Source organism: Rhodanobacter ginsenosidimutans (assembly GCF_042655685.1).
GTDB lineage: Bacteria > Pseudomonadota > Gammaproteobacteria > Xanthomonadales > Rhodanobacteraceae > Rhodanobacter > Rhodanobacter ginsenosidimutans.
The window spans coordinates 593,934-617,608 of record NZ_JBHSMM010000001.1 but is presented as its reverse complement, the minus strand read 5'-3'; the positions used below and the strand labels follow the sequence as shown (position 1 = coordinate 617,608).

At 66.4% G+C, this 23,675-nt stretch carries 20 protein-coding genes; 3 read left to right on the top strand and 17 right to left on the bottom strand.

The genetic code is table 11. From position 1 onward, the window contains the following. Nucleotides 1–11 precede the first annotated feature (11 nt). Together ACFPK0_RS02630 and ACFPK0_RS02625 are read left to right on the top strand one after the other, a co-directional pair. Nucleotides 12–863, top strand: a complete 852-nt coding sequence (locus tag ACFPK0_RS02630) for a symmetrical bis(5'-nucleosyl)-tetraphosphatase (RefSeq protein WP_056082335.1) — start codon at nucleotides 12–14, stop codon at nucleotides 861–863. A gap of 127 nt (nucleotides 864–990) precedes the next feature. Then, nucleotides 991–1,761 (top strand): class I SAM-dependent methyltransferase, encoded by a 771-nt coding sequence (locus tag ACFPK0_RS02625; RefSeq protein ID WP_377338166.1) that lies wholly within the window; start codon nucleotides 991–993, stop codon nucleotides 1,759–1,761. 49 nt (nucleotides 1,762–1,810) lie between these two features. On the opposite strand, the gene secA is transcribed toward ACFPK0_RS02625, so the two are convergent. Further along, nucleotides 1,811–4,516: a preprotein translocase subunit SecA gene (secA, locus tag ACFPK0_RS02620; protein WP_056606180.1), complete on the bottom strand. Its 2,706-nt coding sequence runs from the start codon at nucleotides 4,514–4,516 to the stop codon at nucleotides 1,811–1,813. Between the two features lie 195 nt (nucleotides 4,517–4,711). After that, complete coding sequence (locus ACFPK0_RS02615) at nucleotides 4,712–5,641, bottom strand: M23 family metallopeptidase (protein WP_056082341.1); 930 nt, start codon at nucleotides 5,639–5,641, stop codon at nucleotides 4,712–4,714. Here ACFPK0_RS02615 and ACFPK0_RS02610 point away from each other — a divergent pair. Then, on the top strand, nucleotides 5,636–6,148 hold the full coding sequence (locus ACFPK0_RS02610; RefSeq protein ID WP_082520205.1) for a DciA family protein: 513 nt from the start codon (nucleotides 5,636–5,638) through the stop codon (nucleotides 6,146–6,148). The two genes, ACFPK0_RS02615 and ACFPK0_RS02610, sit on opposite strands and share 6 nt — an antisense overlap. A 228-nt stretch (nucleotides 6,149–6,376) precedes the next feature. Here ACFPK0_RS02610 and lpxC read toward each other — a convergent pair whose 3' ends face one another. From lpxC to mraZ, 15 genes are all read right to left on the bottom strand, one after another. Then, on the bottom strand, nucleotides 6,377–7,291 hold the full coding sequence (gene lpxC, locus ACFPK0_RS02605) for a UDP-3-O-acyl-N-acetylglucosamine deacetylase (protein WP_056082347.1): 915 nt from the start codon (nucleotides 7,289–7,291) through the stop codon (nucleotides 6,377–6,379). 400 nt (nucleotides 7,292–7,691) lie between these two features. After that, nucleotides 7,692–8,879 carry a cell division protein FtsZ gene (gene ftsZ / locus ACFPK0_RS02600; RefSeq protein ID WP_056082350.1) on the bottom strand — a complete coding sequence of 396 codons (1,188 nt, stop codon included), beginning with the start codon at nucleotides 8,877–8,879 and terminating at the stop codon, nucleotides 7,692–7,694. 107 nt (nucleotides 8,880–8,986) lie between these two features. Then, complete coding sequence (ftsA, locus tag ACFPK0_RS02595; protein ID WP_056082352.1) at nucleotides 8,987–10,219, bottom strand: cell division protein FtsA; 1,233 nt, start codon at nucleotides 10,217–10,219, stop codon at nucleotides 8,987–8,989. Continuing rightward, on the bottom strand, nucleotides 10,216–10,965 hold the full coding sequence (locus ACFPK0_RS02590; protein ID WP_056606183.1) for a cell division protein FtsQ/DivIB: 750 nt from the start codon (nucleotides 10,963–10,965) through the stop codon (nucleotides 10,216–10,218). The genes ftsA and ACFPK0_RS02590 overlap by 4 nt, the downstream gene beginning before the upstream one ends. Next, the gene (locus ACFPK0_RS02585; protein ID WP_377338161.1) at nucleotides 10,962–12,011 is read right to left on the bottom strand and encodes a D-alanine--D-alanine ligase; all 1,050 of its coding nucleotides are present in this window, start codon (nucleotides 12,009–12,011) and stop codon (nucleotides 10,962–10,964) included. The genes ACFPK0_RS02590 and ACFPK0_RS02585 overlap by 4 nt, the downstream gene beginning before the upstream one ends. Continuing rightward, entirely contained in the window at nucleotides 12,008–13,447 is a 1,440-nt protein-coding gene (gene murC, locus ACFPK0_RS02580; protein WP_056606191.1) for a UDP-N-acetylmuramate--L-alanine ligase, read from the bottom strand. Before murC ends, ACFPK0_RS02585 begins: the two co-directional genes overlap by 4 nt. Then, nucleotides 13,444–14,550 (bottom strand): undecaprenyldiphospho-muramoylpentapeptide beta-N-acetylglucosaminyltransferase, encoded by a 1,107-nt coding sequence (murG, locus tag ACFPK0_RS02575; RefSeq protein WP_377338159.1) that lies wholly within the window; start codon nucleotides 14,548–14,550, stop codon nucleotides 13,444–13,446. The genes murC and murG overlap by 4 nt, the downstream gene beginning before the upstream one ends. Continuing rightward, nucleotides 14,547–15,779, bottom strand: a complete 1,233-nt coding sequence (ftsW, locus tag ACFPK0_RS02570; protein ID WP_056082369.1) for a putative lipid II flippase FtsW — start codon at nucleotides 15,777–15,779, stop codon at nucleotides 14,547–14,549. Before ftsW ends, murG begins: the two co-directional genes overlap by 4 nt. Nucleotides 15,780–15,905: 126 nt before the next feature. After that, entirely contained in the window at nucleotides 15,906–17,006 is a 1,101-nt protein-coding gene (gene mraY / locus ACFPK0_RS02565) for a phospho-N-acetylmuramoyl-pentapeptide-transferase (protein WP_056606196.1), read from the bottom strand. After that, complete coding sequence (locus tag ACFPK0_RS02560; protein ID WP_377338156.1) at nucleotides 16,996–18,378, bottom strand: UDP-N-acetylmuramoyl-tripeptide--D-alanyl-D-alanine ligase; 1,383 nt, start codon at nucleotides 18,376–18,378, stop codon at nucleotides 16,996–16,998. The genes mraY and ACFPK0_RS02560 overlap by 11 nt, the downstream gene beginning before the upstream one ends. Continuing rightward, nucleotides 18,375–19,889 (bottom strand): UDP-N-acetylmuramoyl-L-alanyl-D-glutamate--2,6-diaminopimelate ligase, encoded by a 1,515-nt coding sequence (locus ACFPK0_RS02555; RefSeq protein WP_377338154.1) that lies wholly within the window; start codon nucleotides 19,887–19,889, stop codon nucleotides 18,375–18,377. The genes ACFPK0_RS02560 and ACFPK0_RS02555 overlap by 4 nt, the downstream gene beginning before the upstream one ends. Continuing rightward, nucleotides 19,886–21,697, bottom strand: coding sequence for a peptidoglycan D,D-transpeptidase FtsI family protein (locus ACFPK0_RS02550; RefSeq protein WP_056082382.1), 1,812 nt, complete (start codon nucleotides 21,695–21,697; stop codon nucleotides 19,886–19,888). Before ACFPK0_RS02550 ends, ACFPK0_RS02555 begins: the two co-directional genes overlap by 4 nt. Continuing rightward, entirely contained in the window at nucleotides 21,697–21,966 is a 270-nt protein-coding gene (gene ftsL, locus ACFPK0_RS02545; RefSeq protein WP_007080234.1) for a cell division protein FtsL, read from the bottom strand. The genes ACFPK0_RS02550 and ftsL overlap by 1 nt, the downstream gene beginning before the upstream one ends. Further along, complete coding sequence (rsmH, locus tag ACFPK0_RS02540) at nucleotides 21,963–22,901, bottom strand: 16S rRNA (cytosine(1402)-N(4))-methyltransferase RsmH (RefSeq protein ID WP_377338151.1); 939 nt, start codon at nucleotides 22,899–22,901, stop codon at nucleotides 21,963–21,965. The genes ftsL and rsmH overlap by 4 nt, the downstream gene beginning before the upstream one ends. Before the next feature lie 42 nt (nucleotides 22,902–22,943). Next, nucleotides 22,944–23,390, bottom strand: coding sequence for a division/cell wall cluster transcriptional repressor MraZ (mraZ, locus tag ACFPK0_RS02535; protein WP_056082387.1), 447 nt, complete (start codon nucleotides 23,388–23,390; stop codon nucleotides 22,944–22,946). Nucleotides 23,391–23,675 lie beyond the last annotated feature (285 nt).

Genomic DNA, 23,675 nt, shown 5'->3' with positions numbered 1-23,675 from the left:
CGCGTTCTGACATGGCCACCTACGCCATTGGCGACGTGCAGGGTTGCTACCCCGAGTTGCAACGGTTGCTGGAGAAGCTGCGCTTCGATACGGCGCAGGACGAGCTGTGGTTCTGCGGCGACCTGGTCAACCGTGGTGGGCAGTCGCTGGAGACGTTGCGGCTGATTCACGGCTTGCGCGAATCCAGCGTGGTCACGCTGGGCAATCACGACCTGAGCCTGCTGGCGATCGCCCAGCGCAGGCCCGAGGCGCAGGCGCGGGTGAATCCCGAATTGCGCGAAGTCCTGTTCGCCCACGACGCACCGGTGCTGTTCGAGTGGATGCGCTCGCAGAAGCTGCTGCACCACGACGAGAAGCTCAACTGGACCATGATCCACGCCGGCCTGGCGCCGAGCTGGACCTTGCGCCAGGCACAACGCGCAGCGCAGGACGTGGAACGCGAGCTTTCCAGCCCACGCCATCCGCGACTGCTGCGCAACCTGTTCGGCAACCGGCCCGCCGTCTGGTCCAACCGCCTGCAGGGTATGGATCGCCAGCGCGCCACCATCAATACGCTGACCCGCATGCGCTATTGCGACGTCAACGGCCGCATCGATTTCGATGCCAAGGGCGTACCCGGCACGCAGAAGCCGGGCCTGTATCCCTGGTTCGAAGTCCCCGGCATGCGCCGGCGCGATACGCGCATCGTCTGCGGCCACTGGTCGGCGCTGGATCGTTTCGCCGGCTTTGGTGTCCACGCCATCGATACCGGCTGCGTCTGGGGCGGAAAGCTCACCGCGCTGCGACTGGATGCGGAAGAGCTCCAGTACATCACGGTCGACGCGGAACCCCATCGCGTGCGTCCGCCCGGCGGCGGCGACTAAGTCAATCGCACCACCTGTTGCGCGGCATCGGCTGTAACCATTCGACCATCCCGAACGCGGCGCGTTGACGGCGCACACGCCTCGCATCGCGTGCTAGCTTTGCCGCTCCGCAACATGAGCGATGGCCATGGAACATCACGACAAGGTCGACCGGCAATTCGGTTCGCGCGCACAGGCCTACCTGGAAAGCGCCGTACACGCGCGCGGGCAGGACCTGCAGCACCTGGCGGCACTCGCGGCGACGCTGCCGACCGACGCACGCGTACTGGACATGGGTTGCGGCGCCGGCCACGCCAGTTTTGCGATGGCGCCTCATGTGGGCGAGGTGGTGGCCTACGACCTCTCGCGCGACATGCTTGCGGTGGTGCGCGACGCGGCGGCGCAACGCGGGTTGTCGTCGGTGCGCACCGAGCAGGGCGCCGCGGAACAATTGCCGTTCGAGGCCCACGCGTTCGACCTCGTCGTCAGTCGCTACAGCGCCCATCACTGGAGTGATCCGGCCGCCGCGCTGCGCGAAGCGGCCCGGGTGCTCAAGCCGGGTGGGCACCTGTGCTTCATCGACGTGGTGGGCCCGCAAGGGCCCCACGCGACGCTGCTGGACACGCATCTGCAGGCGCTGGAGCTGCTGCGCGACACCTCGCATGTTCGCGACTACAGCCCCGCCGAATGGCAGGCGATGTTGCAGCGTGCAGGTTTCGAGTTGACCGCCGAACAGACCTGGCCGCTGGAAATCGAGTTCGCGAGCTGGGTCGCGCGCATGCGTACGCCGCCGGTACTGGAAGCGGCCATCCGCCATCTGTTGGCGGATGCGCCGATGGAAGTGCAGCGTTACTACCGTATCCGGGCGACGCTCGATTTCACGCTGGAATCGTCGATGTTCACCGCGCGCCGGGCGTAAAAAAAGGCGGCCACGCGGGCCGCCTTTCTCTTTCAATCACCCGACATGGTCAGGACAGCTGGCCATGGCAGTGCTTGTACTTCTTGCCCGAGCCGCACGGGCACTGGTCGTTGCGCCCGACTTTTTCGCCCGTGACCGGCCGCATGGATCCACCGCCGGCGGGCAACGGGGATTCGCCCGGCGCACCGCCACCGCTGGCGAGCATCTGCTTCTGCATGCGCTCGGCGAGACGTTGCTGCTCGGCCTCCATCGCGGCCACCTCCTCCTCGCTGCGAATGCGGATGCGCGCCAGCATCTGCACCACTTCGGTCTTGATCCGGTTGAGCATCTCGGAGAAGAGCTTGAACGCCTCGCTCTTGAACGCCTGCTTCGGATCCTGCTGCGCGTAGCCGACCAGGTAGATGCCCTGGCGCAGGTAATCCATGTTGGCCAGGTGGTCCTTCCAGGCGTTGTCGACCACCGTCAGCATGATGTGCTTTTCCAGCTGACGCATGGTTTCCGCGCCGATCTGCGCTTCCTTGGCCACGAACAAGGTGTCGAGCGCCTCGCGTACGTGCGCCAGGATGGCGTCCGCGTCCACTTCCGCCTGCTGTTCCACCCAGTGAACGAGGTCGAGCGACAGACCGAACTGGCCCTCGAGCTCACGGTTGAGCGCGGGAACGTCCCACTGCTCGTCGATGCTCTCGGGCGGCACGTGGGTGCGCACGATGTTGCCCACGACATCCTCGCGGATGTCGGCCACGGTAGCGGCCACTTCCTCGCCTTCGAGCAATTCGTCGCGCTGGCGGTAGATCACCTTGCGCTGGTCGTTGGCGACGTCATCGAACTCCAGCAAGTGCTTGCGGATGTCGAAGTTGTGCTGCTCGACCTTGCGCTGCGCCTTCTCGATCTGCCGGCTGATCATGCGATCTTCCAGCGAGTCGTCGTCCTTCATGCCGAAGCGCTTCATCCAGCGCACCAGGCCTTCGCCGCCAAAGATGCGCAGCAGGTTGTCTTCCAGCGACAGGTAGAAGCGCGAGGAGCCCGGGTCGCCCTGGCGACCGGAGCGGCCGCGCAGCTGGTTGTCGATACGCCGCGATTCGTGCCGCTCGGTACCGATGATGTGCAGGCCGCCGGAGGCCAGGACCTGGTCGTGCAGCTTCTTCCATTCGGCCTTGACGCGGGCACGATCGACCTCGCTGGCGCCTTCGGGCAGCGCGGCCAGCGCCACCTCCAGGCTGCCGCCCAGCACGATATCGGTACCGCGGCCGGCCATGTTGGTGGCGATGGTGACCTGCCCCGGCGCACCCGCCTGGGCCACGATTTGCGCTTCGCGCTCGTGCTGCTTGGCGTTCAGCACCTCGTGCGCCACGCCGGCCTTGTTCAACAACCCGGAAAGCAGCTCGGACACCTCGATCGACGTGGTACCCACCAGCACCGGCTGGCCGCGCTTGTGGCAGGCCTTGATGTCCTCGATCACCGAGTTGTACTTCGGTGTCTGCGACAGGAAGATCATGTCCGGGTTGTCCTTGCGGATCATCGGCTTGTGGGTGGGGATCACCACCACCTCCAGGCCGTAGATGCTCTGGAACTCGAACGCCTCGGTGTCGGCCGTGCCGGTCATGCCGGCCAGCTTCTTGTACATGCGGAACAGGTTCTGGAACGTCACCGTGGCCAGGGTCTGGTTCTCGCGCTGGATCGGCACACCTTCCTTCGCCTCGACCGCCTGGTGCAGGCCGTCGGACCAGCGCCGGCCGGTCAGGGTGCGGCCGGTGAACTCGTCCACGATCACCACTTCGCCATCGCGCACGATGTAATCGACGTCGCGCTGGTAGATGCCGTTGGCGCGCAGCGCGGCGTTGAGGTGATGCACCACCGCCAGGTTCTTGGAGTCGTACAGGCCGCTGTCCTGGTCGATCACACCGGCGGCGCGCAACAGCTCATCGGCGTGCTGCATGCCCTCTTCGGACAGGTGCACCTGCTTCTGCTTTTCGTCGACCCAGTAATCGCCGCTGCCGTCTTCCTCGGTCTGGCGGATCATCTGCGGCACGATCTTGTTCAGCGCGATGTACAGCTGCGGGGAATCCTCGGCCGGGCCGGAGATGATCAGCGGCGTGCGCGCTTCATCGATCAGGATCGAGTCGACCTCGTCGACGATCGCGTAATTCAGGCTGCGCTGGTAGCGCTGCTCCTTGCTGAGCGCCATGTTGTCGCGCAGGTAGTCGAAGCCGAATTCGTTGTTGGTGCCGTAGGTGATGTCGGCGGCGTACGCCGCATTCTTGTCGGCGTGATCCATGCCCGGATACACGACGCCCACCTCCAGGCCCAGGAAGCCGTACAACTGACCCATCTGGGCCGAGTCGCGCCGCGCCAGGTAATCGTTGACGGTGACCACGTGCACGCCCTTGCCCTCGAGCGCATTGAGGTAGACCGGCAGCGTACCGACCAGGGTCTTGCCTTCACCGGTACGCATTTCGGCGATCTTGCCCTGATGCAGCACGATGCCGCCGATCATCTGCACGTCGTAATGGCGCATGCCCAGCACGCGCTTGGCCGCCTCGCGCACCACGGCGAAGGCCTCGGGCAGCAGCTTGTCCAGCGACTCGCCCCCGGCGACGCGCTGCTTGAATTCCTCAGTCTTGCCGCGCAGTGCTTCGTCGCTGAGTTTCTCGAACTCGGGTTCCAACGCGTTGATGCGGGCGACGGATCGGGAAAGCTGACGCAGCACGCGCTCGTTGCGGCTACCAAACAGGCTCGTCAAGGCACGATTGAACATCGATCTTCCGGGTAGATAAACGGGATGCCCGCCGACTGGCGCAGGCCAATCAGGCATATTACTACACACCCCGAGGGCGATCGGGAATGTGGTGATTCGGAATGGCGGTCGCAGCGCCGGTATTCAAGGGCGATACGCCATGGTGACGGCCATCGGCCTCGGCCGAGCCATCACGAGGGGGATAGCGGGAGCTATTCAGCGATGGCTGCGCACGTAGGTGAGCGGGTTGACCACCCGACCACCGCGCCACACTTCGAAATGCAGATGCGACCCGGTCGAACGCCCGGTCGAACCCGCATCCGAGATCACCTGACCCACGCGTACGCGCTGGCCCGGATGCGCCAGCAAGGTGCTGTTGTGCGCGTAGCGCGTCATGTAGCCGTTGCCGTGGTCGATCTCGACCACCTTGCCATAGCCGCGACGCACGCCGGTGAACGTCACCATGCCCGCGGCCACGGCGTGCACGGGCGTGCCCTTGGGCACCGCGATATCAATCCCGGTATGGCGCGCCATGTGGCCGTCGAAGGGGTCGGGGCGCGTGCCGAAATACGACGAGATATAGCCCTGCACAGGCATGCCCGTGGGTTTCAGGCTTGATTCGATGCGCGCGTCCAGCAACAGGCTTTGCAGCGCGGACAACTGCGCCTGCTGGCTGTCGAACTGTCCGGCGAGCTGGTCGATGCTGGCTTCCAGCACCGGCGGCAGCGCATAGCCTGTCTCGCCGGCTTCCTCGATGCCGCCCACCGGGGGTGGCTGGTCGAAACTGAACTCGCCGTCATCGAGCTTGCCGACCTGGGCCAGCCGCACGCCCAGCGCATTGAGGCGGGTCGATTGCGCCTGCAGCTGGCCGAGTTTCAGCGCCAGCGCGTCCAGTCCGCGCTCGGCGTCCTGGCGGACCCCGCTCAATTGCGCATCCTGTTGCTGGATCTGCTGCTGCAATTCGTGGATGTGCGCCAATGTGCGGTCCTGCGGACTGGCGATGGTCAGTGCCAGCGCGGCCCCCACGCCAACGCAGCCAAGCAGCACGAATCCCGCGGCCGCATAGAGCTTCCAGCGCAGCCAGCGCCGGGAAAGATCGAGCGTGCGTGGCAACTTTCGATGACGTGAGACGAGTATGATTTGCATGAGTTTCCCAAGTCGAATCCCGCCGTGACGCAGCACGCCAACCCCGCTTCGCGCCGCCACGGCCACGGCCCGAAAGCCCTGGTCGATTGCGGCTCCTTCGCGGCCCTGGCCCGAAAGGCCGGCGCGCTGGAAGCGCTCGATCGCGCATTGCGTCAGACATTGCCCTTGCCGTTGCGCGACGAAATACGTTTCGCCAATGTGCGCTACGGACGCCTTGTCTTCCTAGCAACCTCACCAGCCTGGGCGGCACGTCTGCGATTGATGCAGACGCAGATCCTGGCCGCCGCCGATGCCATTGGCACCAACGCCAGTGCGATTACCGTGAAAGTGGTCCCCCAACCGCCGGCCCCTACCGAGCCGTCCCGATCAAAACCGCTTTCGCCTGCCGCCGCCGCCCATCTTCGGGCCGCCGCCGCGTCCATGACAGACCCCGAATTGCAGGGACTGTTCCTTGAATTGGCGTCCATCGCCGAACCCGCTGATTCCCCTTTTCCCGGGGCAGAGTAGCCACGAGTCGCTCATTGCGTCCTCGTCGGCTTGTGCGCCAGGAACCCCCCGTTGGCCGCCTGCGATCGCGGCCGAGGGGTTTTATAGCACGCGTTTGTGCCGCCAAGCACCTTGTCGATCACGAAAGTGTGAACTGACCCGGCCCGACGAGCGGGCACGGCGCATGCGAAAACGGCCCTGTCAGGGGGCTGACAGGGCCGTCGGGGTGTTTCGGTTAGCCGGGTGGCGTCAGATCGCCTGGGCCGGATGCGCGTAGGAAATCGGCGAGGTGGCCGGATCGTCCTGGTAGCTGACTTCTTCCCACGCCGAGGCGTCGGCGATCAGCGTGCGCAGCAGCTTGTTGTTGAGTTCGTGGCCGGATTTGTGCGCGTCGTAGGCACCGATCAGGCTGTGGCCCAGCAGGTAAAGGTCGCCGATGGCATCGAGGATCTTGTGCTTCACGAACTCGTCCTCGTAGCGCAGGCCGTCTTCGTTCAGCACCCGGTAGTCGTCCAGCACCACCGCGTTGTCCATCGAGGCGCCGAGCGCCAGGTTGTGTTCGCGCAGCATCTCGATGTCACGCATGAAACCGAAGGTGCGGGCGCGGCTGACTTCCTTTACGAACGAGGTCGTGGAGAAATCAATCTCGGCGCGCGAAGTGCGCTTGCTGATGATCGGATGGTTGAAGTCGATCGAGAAGCCCACCTTGAAGCCGTCAAACGGCGTGAAGCTGGCCCACTTGTCGCCTTCCTGCACCTTGATCGGTTTCTTGATCCGGATGAAGCGCTTGGCGACAGCCTGTTCCTCGATGCCCGCCGACTGCAGCAGGAACACGAACGGGCCGGCGCTGCCATCCATCACCGGCACTTCCGGTGCGGAAAGGTCGACATAGGCATTGTCGATGCCCAGCCCGGCCATGGCCGAGAGCAGGTGTTCCACCGTGGAAACACGCACGTCGCCCTTGGCCAGCGTGGTGGACCGGCGCGTATCGCCGACATTGTCGGGTCGCGCGTGGATTTCCACCGGTGGCTCGAGGTCGGTACGGCGGAACACGATGCCCGTATTCGGCGCGGCCGGGCGCAGGGTCATGTAGACCTTGTCGCCGGTATGCAAACCCACGCCGGTGGCCCGGATGATGTTCTTGAGCGTACGCTGCTTGATCATTTTTGTTGGTACCTGTGTAGGTAGCAGCCAATCAGGGAGCGGATGCTAACACAGATTTAACCTGTGATAAAAGCAAACCGAACCGTACAGTCTGATTAAGCCTTCATGATTCCTTCATCCCTGCAGAGAGCGACCCACGAAGCCGGGTCGAGCGGTGGCGGCGAAGCCGTACGTATGAGCGCGCCGCAAGAGCGAAATGACCGTAAGTGACGTACACGCTTGATTAGGCGTGACATCACACCATCCGCTTGTCGCAGTGAACCCACGCCGACTTTCGCCGCACGACAATCACGTCCGCGCGGCAACGACGCAACGCTACAGCGCCGGATGCAACCGACCGACGCCAGGCGATGCAGAGATGGACAAGCTGTGCGTATGTTTGTTCAGTCTATGTGATACCTCAGTCGGCCTGGCGACGCAGGAAAGCGGGAATGTCGAGGTAATCGATGTTCGGCTCGGCGTTGCGGGCCGGCGCGGCACCAGCATCTGCACGGTTGTGACCGGCCACCGCGTCAGGCTGCGCATAATCGACCACTTCGTTGCCGGTGCCGGTACGCAGCACCACCGGGCGCGGACGCATCTGCACCTGCTGCTGGGTCTCGACCGCACGGATCGGCTGACGCGATGCCGCAGCGCGGTTCAGGCCGGTGGCGACCACGGTGACGCGCACGTCGTCCTTCATTTCCGGGTCCATCGAGGTGCCGATCACCACGGTGGCGTCTTCGCTGGCAAAATCGTGGATAACCCGCCCAATTTCGTCGAATTCACGCATGGTGAGGTTCGGGCCGGCCGTCACGTTGACCAGGATGCCGCAGGCGCCGTTGAGGTTGACGTCTTCCAGCAGCGGGTTCTTGATCGCCGCTTCAGCGGCTGCCTGGGCGCGGTCGTCGCCGCATGCGGTGCCGGTGCCCATCATCGCCAGGCCCATTTCCGACATCACGGTGCGCACGTCGGCGAAGTCGACGTTGATCAGGCCGGGGGCGGTGATCAGGTCGGCAATGCCCTGCACGGCGCCTTGCAGCACGTCGTTGGCGGCCTTGAACGCATTCAGCAGGGTGACTTCGCGGCCCAGCACGCTGAGCAGCTTTTCGTTGGGAACGGTGATCAGCGAGTCCACGTGCTGCTGCAGATCCTCGATGCCCTTCAGCGCCACCTGCATGCGGCGGCGACCCTCAAACGGGAACGGCTTGGTGACCACGGCCACGGTGAGGATGCCCTTTTCCTTGGCCAGCTGTGCCACCACCGGCGCAGCGCCAGTGCCGGTGCCGCCGCCCATGCCGGCGGTGATGAACACCATGTCGGCGCCTTCCAGCATCGCCTCGATGCGTTCACGGTCCTCCAGCGCGGCCTGCCGGCCGACTTCCGGGTTGGCGCCGGCGCCGAGGCCCTTGGTGACGTTGCCGCCCAGTTGCAGGTGCGTACGCGAGCCGCAGCTGGTCATGGCCTGGGCGTCGGTGTTGGCGACGATGAATTCCACGCCTTCAATGTGGGCATTGAGCATGTGCGCCACGGCATTGCCGCCACCACCGCCCACGCCGATGACCTTGATGACGGCATTGGGTGCGAGTTTTTCGATCAGTTCAAACATTTCCCGTTCTCCGTGGAGTTGTTGTCGTTGTAACCGCGAGTACGGCTCCTGCCGTTTCGCGGTGGGTGGGTGAATCCGTCACCCGCGGTGGCGCGTCCCGCGCCCCCTCAGAAATTCCTGGTGAACCAGTTGCGCCATTTGCCGACCAGGCCGCCCACGCTGCCGCCCATCGGGTGGCTGACGCGGGTGCCGCCGGCGCGCGAACCGTGCAGCAGCAGGCCCACGCCGGTGGCGTGCAGCGGGCTGGAGACGACTTCGCCCAGGCCGCTGATCTCCTGCGGTACGCCGATGCGCACCATCATGTGGAAGATCTCCTCGGCCAGTTCCAGCGCGCCTTCCATCTTCGAAGCGCCGCCGGTGAGCACCACGCCGGCAGCCACGAGGTTCTCGTAGCCGGAGCGGCGCAACTGGTCCTGCACCATCTCGAAGATTTCCTCGTAGCGGGCCTGCACGCTCTGCGCGAGGGACTGGCGCGCCAGCCGGCGCGGCGGTCGATCGCCCACGCTGGGCACCTGGATGGTTTCGTCCGCGTGCGCCAGCCCGGCCAAAGCGCAGGCGTACTTGATCTTGATTTCCTCGGCATGCGCGGTGGGCGTGTGCACGCCCTGGGCGATGTCGCCGGTGACGTTGTCGCCGCCCACCGGCAGCGAGGCGGTGAAGCGGATCGAGCCGTGGGTATAGATGGCGATGTCGGTGGTGCCGGCGCCGATGTCGACCAGGCACACGCCCAGCTCGCGCTCGTCGTCGGTCAGCACGGATTTGGCGCTGGCCAGCGCCGAGGGCACCAGCTCGTCCACCGACAGGCCGCAGCGCTGGATGCACTTGGTGATGTTCTGCACCGCCGCCGCCGCGCCGGTGACTAGGTGCACATTCGCCTCAAGCCGCACGCCACTCATGCCGACCGGCGAGCGGATGCCGTCCTGGCCGTCGATGCGGTATTCCTGCGATTCCTTGTAGAGCACCTTGCGGTCGGCAGGGATCGCCACCGCGCTGGCCGCTTCCAGCACCTGTTCCAGGTCGCCCACGGTGACCTCGCGGTCGCGGATGGCCGCGTTGCCGTGCGAGTTGCGGGTTTCCAGGTGGCTGCCGGAAATGGAGGCGTAGACCGAGCGGATATCGCAGCCGGCCATCAGCTCGGCCTCCTCCACTGCGCGCTGGATCGAGTGCACGGTGGATTCGATGTCGACCACCGAGCCGCGCTTCATGCCGCGCGATACGTGGGTGCCGATGCCGATCACGGTGATCGGCTCGCCGATCTCGTATTCGCCGACGATCGCCACCACTTTCGAGGTGCCGATATCGAGACCGACGACGAGTTGCTTGTCGTTGCGTGGTTTCATGAGGAAATGTTCATGGTGGGGGGCGAACCTCCAGCGTTGGCGGGGGCCGCTTGCGACCAGCGCACGGCGAATCCGTTGGTGTAGCGAAGATCGGCGTAGGCAAACGGCTCGGTATGGCCGGCCATCAGCTGCGGGTAGACATCCAGGAAACGGCGCAAGCGGCGGCCCGCCTGTTCGCGATCGCCGATCACGATGCGCGCGCCGGTGGCGGTGCTGATGCTCCAGCTGCCGCGCTCGCTCAGTGCCACGCCGTTGATGCGCAATCCGCTGCCGCCAAACGCCTTCTGGGTCTGCGCGTAGAAGCTGACCACCTCGGCCAGCCGATCGTCCGGGCCTTGCAGATGGGGCAACGCGACGAGGTCGCCCGCGCCGGGCGCATCGAACACCAGGCCCTGGCGGCTGATCAGCCGCTTGTCGTTCCAGCGCGCGAACGGCTGGCGCTCGTAGATGCGCAGCGACAAGGTATCGGGCCAGCGCTTGCGTGCCTCCACCGACTCCACCCATGGCAGCGCGGCGACGGCCTTCTGCACGTTGTCCAGGTTCAGCGCGAAAAACCCGCGGCCGATGCCGGGCAACACCGCGGCACGCACTTCCGCGGGCGTCACGTGCTTGAACTCCGCCTGCACGGTCAAATGGTTCACCGGCCACCGCGCCGCCGCAAACCAGCCGCGCAGCACGCCCACGATGGGCAGCGCCACCAGGGCGATGGCCAGGCACCAGGCGATCAGGCGGACGGAGCTTTTCACTGGGCGCCTCCTTCGGAGTCGCGGGAGTGGGGAATGGGGAATGGGGAATGGGTAGAGCCAGCTGTCGGTTTTCCCGATTCCCTATTCCCTATTCCCGACTCCCTGGCGAAACTCGTTTCCAGCACGCGCCAGCACAGCTCCTGATAATCGATACCGGCGGCGGCGGCGGCCTTGGGTACCAGCGAATGCGAGGTCATGCCGGGCGCGGTGTTCACTTCCAGCAGCCAGTTGCGGCCCTGGCGATCGCGCATCACATCGACGCGGCCCCAGCCGTTGCAACCGAGCGCATCGAAGGCCTGCAACGCCAGCGCGCGCAGCGACGCTTCGGCCTCGCCGTCCAGACCCGGGCACAGGTACTGGGTGTCTTCGGCCACGTATTTGGCGTTGAAATCGTAGAACTGCGCCTTCGGCACGATATGGATGCTGGGCAGCACATCGCGACCCAGGATGCTGACGGTGAGCTCGGCGCCTTCGATCAGCGTTTCCATCAGCATGTCGCCGGGATACTGCGTCGCCAGCGCCACCGCCTGATCCAGTTGCGAGGCATCGAACACGCGGCTTACGCCCACGCTGGAGCCCTCGCAGGCCGGCTTCACGATCAACGGGAAACCGATCGTCCGCGCCGCGGCTTGTACTTCGGCGCCGCGCGGCAACGGCATGAACGCCGGCGTGGGCAAGCCCAGCGACTGCCACACCCGCTTCGAGCGCGTCTTGTCCATCGACAAGGCGGAACCCAGCACGCCCGAGCCGGTGTACGGCACGTTCAGCGCTTCCAGTGCGCCCTGCAGCACGCCGTCCTCACCACCGCCATGCTGGCCGTGCAGGATGTTGAACACGCGGTCGAACCGGCCTGCCCGCAGCGCATCCAGCAAGGCCGGAATGCCGTCGACGGCATGCGCATCGACGCCGCGCGCCTGCAGCGCGGCCAACACGTTGCGGCCGGAATCCAGCGACACGCTGCGCTCGGTGGAACTGCCGCCCATCACCACGGCCACGCGGCCGAAGTCGGCGGGATTGTCGATGCGATGGCGTTGCATGGTGCTCATTTGCGTGTCCTCAGCTCACCGACCCGCCCCAGCTCGACCGCCACCGCGCCGATATCACCGGCGCCCATCAGCAGCAGCAGGTCGCCATCGCGCAGCAGCGCCGGCAGGGTGTCGGCGAATTCGCGCGGGTGATCAACCAGCACCGGATCGACCTTGCCGCGCGCACGCACCGCACGTGCCAGTGCGCGGCCATCGGCACCGGCGATCGGCGCTTCGCCGGCGGCGTAGACATCGGTCAGCACCAGCACATCGACCTCGGCCAGCACGTTGGCGAAATCGTCCAGCAGGTCGCGCGTACGGCTGTAGCGATGCGGCTGGAAACCCACCACCAGCCGCCGCTCGGGCCAGCCGCCGCGCACCGCGGCGAACACCGCCGCCAGCTCGCTGGGGTGATGGCCGTAATCGTCCACCAGCAGGACCGAGCCCTCGTCGAGCGCGATTTCGCCACGCCGATGGAAGCGCCGACCCACGCCCTGGAACTTGCCCAGCGCATGCGCGATAGCTTCCGCCTCGACCCCGAGCTGCCAGCCGATCGCCGCCGCGGCCAACGCGTTCAGCACGTTGTGGCGCCCGGGCAGGTTCAGCATCACCGGCAAGGCTTCGCCCCGACCCGGCAGATGCAGGTTGAAATGCATCTCGAAGCCGCTCTGCCGCAACCCGCTGGCGCGCACGTCGGCGTCCTGCGAGTCGATGCCGTAAGTCATCACCCGGCGGGTGGTGCGGCTGGCCAGTTCACGCACTTCGGCGTCATCCACGCACAACACGGCCAGCCCGTAGAACGGCAGCCGGTGCAGGAAATCGGCGAACGCCTTCTTCACCAGGGCGAAGTCGCCGCCGTAGTTTTCCAGGTGATCGGCGTCGATATTGGTGACCGCCGCGATGATCGGCGACAGCAGCAGGAATGAACCGTCCGACTCGTCGGCCTCGGCCACCAGGTATTGACCGGTGCCCAGCCGCGCATTGGCGCCAGCAGCGTTCAACTGGCCGCCGATGACGAAGGTGGGGTCGTAGCCGGCCTCGGCCAGCACGCTGGCGGTGAGGCTGGTGGTGGTGGTCTTGCCGTGGGTGCCGGCGATGGCCACGCCACGGCGGAAACGCATCAGCTCGCCCAGCATTTCCGCGCGCGGCACCAGCGGGATGCGCGCCTCGCGGGCGGCCAGCAATTCGGGATTGTCCTGCGGGATCGCGCTGGACGTGACCACCACATCGGCATCACCCAGGTTCGCCGCCGCATGTCCGATGTGCACGGTGATACCCAACTCCTGCAACCGCAACGCCGTGGGAGACGCGTTGCGGTCGGAGCCGGAAACGGCATAGCCCAGGTTGTGCAGCACCTCGGCGATACCGCTCATGCCCACGCCACCGATGCCGATGAAATGCACCCGGCGGAACGTGCTCATCAGATCTTCCTGAGCGGAGAGTCGACGCGGGTTCATGCGGCCACATCCAGGCAGGCGCGGGCGATGACCGCGGCGGCATCGGGTTTGGCCAGCGTGCGAGCTGACTCGGCCATGGCCAGCAACCGGCTGCGGTCGCCAAGCAGCGCAGCGAGTTGCTGCGCCAGAAGTTCTACGTTCAAGCTGTTCCCTTTCAGATCGGATTCCGGCAGCAGTACGGCGGCGCCGGCCTGCACCAGTACGTCGGCGTTGCGGGTCTGGTGGTCGTCCACCGCGTGCGGAAACGGCACCAGCACCGCACCCAACCCGGCCGCCGACAGTTCGGCCAGGGTCAGCGCGCCGGCGCGGCAAACCGCCAGATCCGCCCAGGCATAGCTGGCCGCCATGTCTTCGATGAACGGCACCACCTGCGTGTGGACGCCAGCTTCGGCATAGGCCGCGTTGGTCTCGTCGATACCGCGCGCGCCGCACTGGTGCAGCACCTCGGGCCGCTGCGACGGGTCGAGCCGGGCCAGTGCCTGCGGCAGCGCCAGGTTCAATGACCGCGCGCCCAGGCTGCCACCCAGCACCAGCAACCGCGGCGGATCCTGGCGCTGCGCCATGCGCGACGCGGGCGGCGGCAGTTGGGCGATCGCCTGGCGCACGGGGTTACCCACCCATTCCGCCTGCGGCAGCGCATCGGCAAAACCGGTCAGCACACGGCGGGCCATGGTGGCCAGTTTGCGATTGGTGAAGCCGGCCACGCGGTTCTGTTCGTGCACCAGTAACGGCCGCCGCAACAGCCACGCCGCCAAGCCGCCGGGCCCGGCCACGTAGCCGCCCATCGACAACACGCTGCGCGGCTGGATCCGCCGCAGCAGCGCCAGCGAAGCGAACAAGGCCTGCAGCAGCATCGCCGGCGCCAGCAGGCGGGCCTTCCAGCCTTTGCCGCGCAGCCCGCGCACCGCCACCGTGTGCAGGGGGATGTTGTGGGCCGGAACCACGCGGGTTTCCATGCCACCGGCCGCACCCAGCCACATCACCGGCACACCCTGCCCACGCAGCGTTTCCGCCACGGCCAGGCCCGGGAAAATGTGGCCACCGGTGCCGCCGGCCATGATCAGCACGGGGCGGGAATCGGCAACACGGGATTCGGGATTCATGCGGCCACCTGCTCACGCGGGGTGACCGCGGCATTCGCATCGACGGCGGTCACCGCCGCCGGCATCCGGGTCGCCATGTGCCGAGCGTCCAGCGCGCGGTTGATCTCGAACGTGGCGCGCAGCAGCACGCCGGCCATGGCGCAGGTCAGCACCATCGAGGAGCCGCCGTAGCTGATCAGCGGCAAGGTCAGGCCCTTGGTCGGCAACGCGCCGAGGTTGACGCCCACCGAGACGATCGCCTGCATCGCCAGCATCAGCGAGATGCCGAACGCCACGTAGCCGGCGAAGCGCTGCCCCACTTCCACACCCTTGAGGCCCAGGTAAAGTCCACGCCCCACCACCATCGCGAACAGGCCGATCACCAGCACCACGCCCGCCAGGCCCAGCTCTTCGCCGATCACCGCGAAGATGAAATCGGTATGTGCCTCGGGCAGGTACGACAGCTTCAACACGCTGGAGCCCAGCCCCACGCCGGTCCACTCGCCGCGACCGATCGCCATCAGCGACTGGGTCAGCTGGAAACCGTCGTTGAACGGGTCTTTCCACGGATCCATGAACGAGGTCAGCCGCTTCATGCGGTAGCTCTCGCCGGTGGCCGCGATATACAGCAGCGGCATCAGCGGCAGCCCCATCAGGAACAGGAAGATCGGCCGCGCGCCACCCAGCCACACCATCGCGATGGTCACCGCGATCACCAGCGTGGCCGAGCCGAAATCCGGTTGCGCCAGCAGCAGCAATACGATCAACCCCGCCACCACCACCGGCTTGAACAAGCCAAGGAAGCGCGTTTCCACGTTCTCGCGGTGACGCACCAGATAGCTGGCGATGTACACCACCAGGATCAGCTTCACCGCCTCCACCGGCTGGAAGCTGGTCACCAGCAGGTTCAGCCAGCGCCGCGCGCCATTGATGCGCATGCCCAGGTGCGGCACGAACACCGCCAGCAGCAACACGAACGCCAGCGCCAGCAACGGAAACGCGAACTTCTCCAGCAGCTTCATCTCGGTGCGCATGGCCACGCCCGCCACCAGCAGCCCCAGGCTGAGAAACACCAGGTGCCGCTCCAGGTAATAGAACGCCCCCAGGTGCTGGCTGTCCGCCACCGAGATCGAACTGGACGCCACCATCACCACACCGATGCTGGCCAACGCGATCAACGCCACCAGCAACAGCAGATCGAAGCTGCCGCGCGGGCCGTGCCGCCGTTTTGCCTGGGTGGTGTCAAACATGGGCTTGCTCCGCAAGCCGGGAATGGGGAATCGGGAATGGGGAACAGGTAAAAGCGCGCACGACACGATGAGCCGGCGCGCACGTGCCGTTCCTATTCCCGATTCCCGATTCCCGATTCCCGGCCATCACCGCACCTTCAACGTGGCGAGGCCGATCAGCACCAGCACCACCGAGATGATCCAGAAACGCACGATCACCCGGGGTTCCGGCCAGCCTTTCAGTTCGAAGTGGTGATGGATCGGCGCCATGCGGAAGATGCGTTTGCCGGTGAGCTTGAAGCTGGCCACCTGCAACATCACCGACACGGTTTCCATCACGAATACGCCGCCCATCACCAACAGCACGATTTCCTGGCGCACGATCACTGCCACGCAGCCCAGTGCCGCGCCCATCGCCAGCGCGCCCACGTCACCCATGAACACCTGCGCGGGATACGTGTTGAACCACAGGAAGCCCAGTCCCGCCCCCGACAACGCGCCGGTGAAAATCGCCAATTCGCCCGCGCCAGGAATGGAGGGAATGCCCAGGTATTCGGAGAACACCTTGTTGCCGGCCAGGTAGGCGAACACGCCCAGCGCGCCGGAAACCAGCACCGTCGGCATCACGGCCAGGCCATCCAGGCCATCGGTGAGGTTCACCGCATTGGAGAAACCCACCATCATGAAGTACGCCACCACCACGAAAAACAGCCCCATCGGCAGCACCACGTGCTTGAACAGCGGCACGTACAGCGCGGTCTCCGCCACCGGCAGCGTGCCGGTCGCGTGGGGTGCGGTGTAGTACAGGAACAACGCGGCGCCGAGGCCGAACACGGACTGCCAGAAATATTTCCAGCGACTGGCCAGGCCGCGGCTGTCCTTCAGCACCAGCTTGCGGTAGTCGTCGTAGAAACCGATCACGCCGAAGGTCAGCATCACCGCCAGCACCACCCACACGTAGCGGTTGTGCAAGTCGGCCCAAAGCAGCGTGGCGACGCTCACCGACAGCAGGATCATCACGCCGCCCATGGTCGGCGTGCCGGCCTTGACCAGGTGCGTCTGCGGGCCATCGCTGCGCACCACCTGGCCGGCTTTCAGCGCGCTCAGCTTGCGGATCAGTGCCGGGCCCAGCAGCAGCGACACCGACAGCGCGGTGAGCGCGGCCATGATCGCCCGGAAGGTGATGTACTGAAACAGATGCGGTGCCACGAAGTGGCGCGACATCCATTCGGCCAGTTCATAAAACATCGGACGTGCCCTCCTGCGCGGGGCCGGACGCGCCCGAAGGCTGCGCCAGCGCCACCACCACCTGTTCCATGCCGGCCGAGCGCGAACCCTTCACCAGACAGGTCACGCCCGGATGCAGTTGCGAGCGCAGCGCCGCGATCAGCGCGGGCTTGTCGGCGAAATGCGTCGCACCGTCGCCGAACGCCTCGACCGTGGCCGCGCCCAGCGGGCCGACCGCGAACAACCGTTCCACCCCGCGCTCGCGGGCGCGTTGTCCTACCGAGGCGTGCAGGGCACGCGCATCGGCGCCCAGTTCCGCCATGTCGCCCAGCACCAGCCAGCGCTCGCCTTCGGCCAGCAGCAGCGTGTCGATCGCCGCCAGCATCGAGCTGGGGTTGGCGTTGTAGCTGTCGTCGATCACCGTCCAGCCACCGGCCGTCACCTCGCGACGAAGCCGGCCGGGTACGCCCTCGGCCGATTGCAGCCCCGCCACGATGGTGGCCAGCGGCACCTCCAGCGCCAGCGCGATGGCGCTGGCGGCCAGCGCATTGGCGATGTTGTGGCGACCGGGCAGCGGCAGCGAAACCTCGGCCTCGCCAACCGGCGTCTGCAGCACGAAACGCGATCCATCCGGGCGCTGCTCAAGGATGCGGGCGCTCACATCGGCCGCATGATCCAGCCCGAAATGCAGCAGCTTGCGGCCACCAGCCAGGCCATCGAAAAAGCTGGCGAACGCATCGTCGGCGTTGACGATCGCCACGCCGTCGGCGGGCAGCGCCTGATACAACGCGCCCTTGGTTTCGGCCACGCCTTCGATGCTGTCCATGCGCTCCAGATGCGCCGGCGCAATCAGGTTGACCACACCGACGTCGGGCCGCGCGATGGCTGCCAGATAAGCGATGTCACCCGGTTTGCCGGCGCCCATTTCCAGCACCGCGAACTGGGTGTCGAGCGGCATCGCCAGCAGGCTCAGCGGCAGGCCCAGCTCATTGTTGTAATTGCCCGCGCTGACGTGGGTACGGCCGTGCCGTGCCAGGATCGAGGCGGTCAGCGTCTTGACGGTGGTTTTGCCGTTGGAACCGGTGATGCCCACCACGCGCACATCGCGCTGCGCGCGCACCGCGCTGGCCAGGTCGCCCAGGGCCAGTGCGCTGTCGTCCACCACGATCTGCGGTAGTTCGTGCTCCAGCTTGTGCGTCACCATGGCGGCGACGGCACCGCGGGCGGCCGCGTCGGCCAGGTAGTCATGGCCATCGACGTGCTCGCCCTTGATCGCCACGAACAGGTCGCCGGGCTTCACCCGGCGCGTGTCGATGACCACGCCGGTGACCTTGGCGTCGGCGCCGTGCAGGCGGCCGTGGGTCCACATGGCGATGGTGTTCGCGGACATCATGCGCGCGGCTCCCGGCGTTCCAGCGCGGCTTGCGCCACGGCCATGTCGTCGAAGGGATGCTTGCCGGTGGCGTCTTCCTGGTATGGCTCATGGCCCTTGCCGGCGATCAGCACCACGTCGCCAGCGCGTGCGTCGCGCAACGCGAGGGCGATCGCCGCCGCGCGGTCGCGTTCGATCGTCGTGCCTTCGGGCATGCCGGCCACGATCTGCGCCACGATGGCGTCGCCGTTTTCGCGGCGCGGGTTGTCGTCGGTGACGATGGCCACATCGGCCAGTCGCGCCGCGATTTCACCCATCAACGGACGCTTGCCGGCATCGCGCTCGCCGCCGCAGCCGAACACGCAGATCAAGCGGCCGGCGCAATGCGCGCGCAGCGCGGTCAGTGCCTGATCCAGCGCATCGGGCGTGTGCGAATAGTCCACCACGACCAGCGGCAGATCGCCCTGCCCGCCGAGGCGGCTCATGCGGCCGGGCACCGGCTGCAGATTCTCGAGTGCGGCGACGATGCGCTCGAACGGCTCGCCCAGCGCGCCAAGGCAAGCGGCCACCGTGAGCAGGTTCGCCACATTGAAACGCCCCAGCAGCGGGCTCTTGACGGGCGCGGCACCCCACGGCGTGCGCAGGTCGAAGCTGAGCCCGTTGGACGAGGTGACGATGGTGCTGGCGGCGACATCCGCATCTGCGCTGTCGGCCATGCTGGTGCGCAGCGGCTGCACAGCGCCATCGAGCTGCGCCAGCAGTTCGGGACCGAACGCGTCATCCAGGTTGATCACGGCGGCGCCGAGGCTGGGCCACGCGAACAGCTTGGCCTTGGCCGCGCCGTAAGACGCCATGTCACCGTGGTAGTCCAGGTGGTCGCGGGTCAGGTTGGTGAAGGCAGCCACGTCGAAATCCACCGCGGCCACGCGATGCTGCGCCAGCGCGTGCGAGGACACCTCCATCGCCACATGGCTCACGCCCGCGTCGCGGAATTCCGCCAGCAGCCGATGCACGGCCACCGCATCGGGCGTGGTGCGCTCGCCCTCGTGCAGCTGCCCGTGCACACCGGCGCCGAGTGTGCCGATGGTGGCGCTGCGATGGCCCAGGAAACTCAGCGCCTGCGCCAGCATCTGCACGCACGACGTCTTGCCATTGGTACCGGTGACGCCCACCACGCGCATCGCTTCGCTGGCGCGCCCGTAAAGGCGCGCGGCGATCTCGCCGACCTGCGAAGCGAGGTGGTCGATCCACACCACCGGCACGCCTTCGATCGCCTCCGAGGACAAGGTGTCGATGTCGGCCGGTACCGGCGCCTCGGCCAGCACCACCGATGCGCCGCGCTGCACGGCGACGGGGGCGAAACGGATGCCATGCGTCTGCGTGCCGCGCAAGGCGACAAAGGCATCGCCGCGCACGATCTGGCGCGAGTCGATGGCGAGCCCGGTGATCGAAAGGTCACGCGCGCCGGCTACCTGCGCCAGCGCCGTATCGCCGATGCCCAGCAACAGGCGGTCGAGACGATGCATGCTCATGGCGCACCCTCGTCGATGGGTGCGTCATCGATCGGCACATCAGCCGGTGGGTTACTGCCAACCAGGCCACCTGCGCCCTGCAGCGGGCCACCCACGTACCAGCGGCCCACGTTGTCCGGCGGCACGTCCAGCAATCGCAGCGCGCCTTCCATTACCTTGGCGAACACCGGCGCGGACACCATGCCGCCGTAGTAGCTGCGCTTTTGCGGGTTGTCGATCACCACCACACCGACCAGCCGCGGGTTCGACGCGGGCACGATGCCGGCGAACGCGGCGGTGTAATTGCTCTTGGAATAGCCGCCGGCGTTGGCCTTGTGCGCCGTGCCCGTCTTGCCCGCCACGCTGTAGTTGGGGATGCGTGCCTGCGGCGCCGTGCTGCCGGGCCCGGTCACCGTTTCCATCATCCGCACCAGCTCATGCGCCACTTTCGGCGAGATGATCTGCTTGGTGGGGCCGTCGCTGTCCTTGATGAAGGCGGGCGTGTGCATCAGGCCGCCATCGGCGATGGTGGCGTAGGCGTTCGCCAGCTGCAGCACGGTCACGTTGAGGCCGTAGCCGTAACCGAGGATGGCCTTTTCCAGCGGCCGCCAGTCACGCCCGATCCGCAACAAGCCGGACGCCTCGCCCGGAAAGCCGCTGTTGGTGCTGTTGCCGAAACCGAAGCCCCGATAAGTGTCGTACATCAACGTGGTATCCAGCGACATCGCGATGCGCGCCGCGCCCACGTTGCTGGATTTGGTGATCACGCCGGTGGGCGTCAGCAGCCCGTAGTTGTGCGTGTCATGAATGTCGTGGCCCTGGAAATACCAGTGGCCGCCGGTGGTATCGATGATCGGCGTGGTGGGCGTGTACTGGCCGCTGGAAAGCGCCGCCGCCATCAGGATCGGCTTGATCGTGGAACCGGGTTCGAGCAGGTCGGTCATGGCCCGGTTGCGGCGCTGGCCGGGTTGGCTGTCGTTGAGCGCGTTGGGGTTGTAGGCCGGCAGGTTGACCATCGCCAGCACTTCGCCGTTGCGCGCGTCGAGCACCACCATCGAGCCGGAGTCGGCCTCGAATTTCTCCAGCGCGTTCTTCAGCTCGTTGAAGGCGAGGAACTGGATGCGCCGGTCGATGCTGAGCGTGAGGCTCTGCCCCGGCTTGGGCGCGCGCACCTGCTCCACGTCTTCCACCACGTGACCCATGCGATCGCGGATGACGCGCTTGGCGCCGGGCTTGCCGGACAGCCAGTCGTCATACGCCAACTCCAGCCCTTCCTGGCCGTGGTCATCGATGTTGGTGAAGCCGAGCACGTGCGCGGTCAGCTCGCCCGACGGGTAATAGCGCTTGAACTCGCGCTGGCCGTTGATGCCCGGGATGCCCAGATCCAGTACGGCCTGCGCCGCTTCCGGCGCCATTTGCCGGCGCAGGTACACAAACTCGCGCTCGGAGCGCTGCGCCAGCTTGTTTTTCAGCTCGGCGGCATCGACACCCAACGCCCGCGCCAGCGCGGGGATGCGCTCTTCATTGGCCAGCACTTCGGGCGGATTGGCCCAGATCGAGGTGACCGGGGTGGACACCGCCAGCGGTGCACCGTTGCGATCGAAGATGGTGCCGCGCGATACCGGGATCGGCATTTCGCGCAGGAAGCGGGCGTCACCCTGACGCTGGTAGAACGCCTTGCGCACCACCTGCAGATCGAACGCGCGCGCCACCAGCCCCAGCCCGCTGAGGCTCAGCAGGGACACCACGATCAGCATGCGCTTGCGTGCGCTGGGGCCGGCCGCGTGGCGGCGGCCTTGCGGTGCGGCGATGTGATTGCGCCAGCCCATCAGCGCAGCAACCTGACATCTTGCGGACGCGGATCGACCATGCCGAGCTTCTCGCGCGCCTCGGCATTGATGCGGCTGGGGTCGGCCTTGGTGGCCTGCTCCAGTTCCAGCTTGCCGAACTCGATGTTCAACTCGTCGCGCTGGTTTTGCAGCGCCGTGAGGCTGACGAACAGCACGCGGCTTTCGTGGCGCGTCCACACCACGCCCAACGCGCTGGCCAGAACGGCAACCAGCAACAGCAGGGTGGCGATGGCGCCGACTGCCTTCATGCGCCTTCCTCCGCCAGCTTTTCGGCCACGCGCAACACCGCCGAACGCGAACGCGGATTGGCCGCCAGCTCTTCCGCGGAAGGAAATTGCGCCTTGCCCACGGCCTTCAGGTGCGCGGGCGCGGCCTGCACCGGCGGGCCGCGGCGGGAGTTCTGCACGCGACCGGACTGATCACGGATGAACTGCTTGACCGCGCGATCCTCCAGCGAATGAAAGCTGATTACCGACAGGCGGCCCCCCGGGTTGAGCCGCGACAGCGCCGCATCGAGGCCGTCGTGCAAGGCATCCAGCTCGCCGTTGACGCGGATACGCAGCGCCTGGAACGTGCGCGTGGCCGGATGTTTGCCCGGCTCGCGCCGGCCCACCACGCGTTCGCACAACGCCGCCAGCTGGCCGGTACGGGTGAACGGCGTGGCGTCGCGATCGGCCACGATGGCACGGGCGATGCGCCGGCCGTGGCGCTCCTCGCCGAAATTCCACAGCACGTCCATGATCTCGCGCTCGCTGGCGTGGGCCAGGAATTCGGCCGCGCTTTCGCCGCGGCTGGTGTCCATGCGCATGTCCAGCGGGGCGTCCGCCATGAAGCTGAAACCACGCGCGGCTTCATCCAGCTGCGGCGACGACACGCCCAGGTCGAGCAGCACGCCATCGAGGCCAGAGGCGGTTTCGTCCCACTCGGCCAGGCTGGAGAAATTGGCGTGGCGGATGGCCACGCGCGGATCGGCGGCGAATTCGGCCTGCGCCGCGGCGATCGCCTGCGGGTCACGATCCATCAACAGCAGCCGACCGTCGGGGCCCAGGCGCGACAGTACGGCGCGAGCGTGACCGCCGCGTCCAAAGGTTCCGTCGAGATAACGCCCGTCAGAACGCACGGACAGACCCTCCACCGCTTCGCCCAGCATCACCGGGATGTGCCGCAAAACTTGCTCGGCCATGCCGCACTCCCGCCCTCATCCCACGTGTGTTGCCGCGCCCGCTTACAGGCGCAGTTCGGCCATTTCGTCTGTGATGTCGTTCTCGCCGATCGTCTGGCGGGTTGTCTTCAGGTGCTCCTGTTCGCTCCACAACTCGAATTTGTCGCCCATGCCCAGCAGCACCGCCTTCTTCTCGATGCCGGTGGTGGTGCGCTGACTGGCGGGCAGCAGGATCCGCCCGGCCCCGTCCGGTTCGACCACGGCCGCCGCACCCACCAACTTGCGTTGCAGGTTGCGGTGCTGGGCCCGGACGCTGGGGAGCGCATTGACCGAGTCGCGCACGCGCTCCCATTCGGCATACGGGAACAGCCACAAACAACCTTCGTCGAACGGGTTGTAGGTGATCACCAGACGGTTGCCACACTCGCCCGCCACCTGTTCCCGATACGCAGTCGGAATGGCCAGGCGGCCCTTGTCGTCGACGGTGATGGCGGTCTCGCCCTGGAACACGGTGTCAGAACTCCACTAAAACCCACGATTTCACACAGGAACCCACGATAGTCTCGCCCTATGAGACTGTCAAGGGAATTTCGCTTGTGAATCAAGGAGTAAAGGCAGAATGCTGACCGTACGTGCAGGAGTTTATGAGCTATGCCGGCAAGGTGGTTGAATGCAGGGAGTTTTCTTATCGGGAGCCGCCACCCTTTTCAGGCCAAATCGGCGCCGTTGCAGGGTTTTCCGGGGGGCGGGGATGAATCGGCGTTCACACAACAAACCGCCGGCGCGTGAATCCAC

What these genes read in the sequence shown, in the direction of transcription:
- rsmH (WP_377338151.1), bottom strand. Translation starts at nt 22,901, where the DNA reads ATGGCCGAGCAAGTTTTGCGGCACATCCCGGTGATGCTGGGCGAAGCG.
- murC (WP_056606191.1), bottom strand. Translation starts at nt 13,447, where the DNA reads ATGAACCCGCGTCGACTCTCCGCTCAGGAAGATCTGATGAGCACGTTC.
- lpxC (WP_056082347.1), bottom strand. Translation starts at nt 7,291, where the DNA reads ATGATCAAGCAGCGTACGCTCAAGAACATCATCCGGGCCACCGGCGTG.
- ACFPK0_RS02625 (WP_377338166.1), top strand. Translation starts at nt 991, where the DNA reads ATGGAACATCACGACAAGGTCGACCGGCAATTCGGTTCGCGCGCACAG.
- ACFPK0_RS02615 (WP_056082341.1), bottom strand. Translation starts at nt 5,641, where the DNA reads ATGCAAATCATACTCGTCTCACGTCATCGAAAGTTGCCACGCACGCTC.
- mraY (WP_056606196.1), bottom strand. Translation starts at nt 17,006, where the DNA reads ATGTTTTATGAACTGGCCGAATGGATGTCGCGCCACTTCGTGGCACCG.
- ftsZ (WP_056082350.1), bottom strand. Translation starts at nt 8,879, where the DNA reads ATGTTTGAACTGATCGAAAAACTCGCACCCAATGCCGTCATCAAGGTC.
- ACFPK0_RS02585 (WP_377338161.1), bottom strand. Translation starts at nt 12,011, where the DNA reads ATGAGCACCATGCAACGCCATCGCATCGACAATCCCGCCGACTTCGGC.
- ftsA (WP_056082352.1), bottom strand. Translation starts at nt 10,219, where the DNA reads ATGAAACCACGCAACGACAAGCAACTCGTCGTCGGTCTCGATATCGGC.
- murG (WP_377338159.1), bottom strand. Translation starts at nt 14,550, where the DNA reads ATGAATCCCGAATCCCGTGTTGCCGATTCCCGCCCCGTGCTGATCATG.
- secA (WP_056606180.1), bottom strand. Translation starts at nt 4,516, where the DNA reads ATGTTCAATCGTGCCTTGACGAGCCTGTTTGGTAGCCGCAACGAGCGC.
- ftsL (WP_007080234.1), bottom strand. Translation starts at nt 21,966, where the DNA reads ATGAAGGCAGTCGGCGCCATCGCCACCCTGCTGTTGCTGGTTGCCGTT.
- ACFPK0_RS02550 (WP_056082382.1), bottom strand. Translation starts at nt 21,697, where the DNA reads ATGGGCTGGCGCAATCACATCGCCGCACCGCAAGGCCGCCGCCACGCG.
- ftsW (WP_056082369.1), bottom strand. Translation starts at nt 15,779, where the DNA reads ATGTTTGACACCACCCAGGCAAAACGGCGGCACGGCCCGCGCGGCAGC.
- ACFPK0_RS02560 (WP_377338156.1), bottom strand. Translation starts at nt 18,378, where the DNA reads ATGATGTCCGCGAACACCATCGCCATGTGGACCCACGGCCGCCTGCAC.
- ACFPK0_RS02630 (WP_056082335.1), top strand. Translation starts at nt 12, where the DNA reads ATGGCCACCTACGCCATTGGCGACGTGCAGGGTTGCTACCCCGAGTTG.
- ACFPK0_RS02555 (WP_377338154.1), bottom strand. Translation starts at nt 19,889, where the DNA reads ATGAGCATGCATCGTCTCGACCGCCTGTTGCTGGGCATCGGCGATACG.